Genomic DNA, 1,327 nt, shown 5'->3' with positions numbered 1-1,327 from the left:
GGATTAAAATGTCATCACATAAACGGTTTTCATGTGGCGTTGAGATGCCGAATTCAGGCAGTGCTTAAAAATAATTCGCCATTGGCGAATTGAAGGGAAGCGATAAATTATGATTGAGAATCCATGCCGGAACTGTGTAGCAAGATATCCGGCGTGTCATGACAATTGTGTGAAGCATATTATTTACAACAGTATTCGCAGACGGCGTAAAGAGAAAATACAGGAAAGTATGAAGGAGTGTACAGATCATATATACAAACCCAATAAAAATTCCCTGTTTTCACAGGGAATCTGTTAATTTCCTCCCGGACCGTCGTGACGTTCACGGGTATCAGGTTTGCTTTTCTGGTGAGTGCTTGTCCACTGATTATTACCAGCTGTTTTCTTGTTTTGTTTTTCTTTTTCAGACATTTTAACACCTCCGGTTGTAAATTATTTTATTCAAAATTAAAATATTTTATACATAAAAATAATTCGCCAATGGCGAATGGAAAGGACAAAAAATGACACCAGAAGATTGGAAGATGGTTGAGGATGCTTTATCAAGTCCATACGGCAGAGTTGAATTTAAAATAGACGGCTATGATATAACAATAATGTGCGTTGTGGAAAAGCCGCTGCATTATTGTCTTGCAGTATATGTTGATGGAAAAATTAAAGTAGAATGGATTAGTCAGGACTGTGAAATTCGCCGCAAATTTTATCAGAAGCATACCAAATCTTTACTGAATTCCAAGCAGAAAAAAAGTCTGAAGCGTGAGAAAAAAGATTTTAGAGAGAAAATTCTGAAAGAATCCTCTTATGATTGGTATGAACCCTATTGGAAGTCAGTCAGATCAATGAAATCACACTTTATTAAAAACAATAAGATTATAGAATTAGTGGAGGCAGTTTAGAATAATGGAAGAATTACCGGATTGGTTACAAAAATGTTTAAAATGTCGGCATTGCTATACGCTGAAAACAGACGATCGTGAATATTATTGCCGTAAACGAAATGGCAAATGTGAATTCAAAGAATATAAACCAAAAAATGGGAGGAATAAAAAATGAGGATAAATATTGTAATTGATGTTGATGTGAGAGAGTCAGGCTTCAGCAGTGAAGATGAGATAAAGGATAATATTGTGGATTTTACAAGGGATCTACTTAATAACGGTGCTGAAAATCAAGGTATAGGTTATACGTTATGTGAAGTTGATTATACTAATTGTTATCAAGTTGTTAACGATAAGATATTTAACAAATGTTCAAGCTTTAATCCCAAAAAATACATAAAAGAAATGCTGTTAAATGAAGAAACATTTGATGTAGCTATTTTGACTGT

The 1,327-nt window shown here is 34.3% G+C and carries 3 protein-coding genes; all 3 read left to right on the top strand.

Annotated elements, in window-relative coordinates; all coding sequences use genetic code 11:
• Nucleotides 1-109 precede the first annotated feature (109 nt).
• Nucleotides 110-298, top strand: coding sequence for a hypothetical protein (locus tag OCV67_RS13000; protein ID WP_147644365.1), 189 nt, complete (start codon nt 110-112; stop codon nt 296-298).
• Nucleotides 299-503: 205 nt separating this feature from the next.
• On the top strand, nt 504-896 hold the full coding sequence (locus OCV67_RS12995) for a hypothetical protein (protein WP_147644364.1): 393 nt from the start codon (nt 504-506) through the stop codon (nt 894-896).
• Between the two features lie 153 nt (nt 897-1,049).
• Nucleotides 1,050-1,327 (top strand): hypothetical protein (locus tag OCV67_RS12990; protein WP_147644363.1); only part of this gene is annotated, 278 nt, incomplete at its 3' end.

Source organism: Porcipelethomonas ammoniilytica, assembly GCF_025567485.1.
Classification (GTDB): Bacteria; Bacillota; Clostridia; order Oscillospirales; family Ruminococcaceae; genus Porcipelethomonas; species Porcipelethomonas ammoniilytica.
Note: the sequence above shows the minus strand (reverse complement) of the source record. Positions and strands in the feature narration are given on the sequence as shown.

Bases quoted from the DNA above. Each gene is read 5' to 3' on its own strand.
- OCV67_RS13000 (WP_147644365.1), top strand. From the start codon at position 110: ATGATTGAGAATCCATGCCGGAACTGTGTAGCAAGATATCCGGCGTGT.
- OCV67_RS12995 (WP_147644364.1), top strand. From the start codon at position 504: ATGACACCAGAAGATTGGAAGATGGTTGAGGATGCTTTATCAAGTCCA.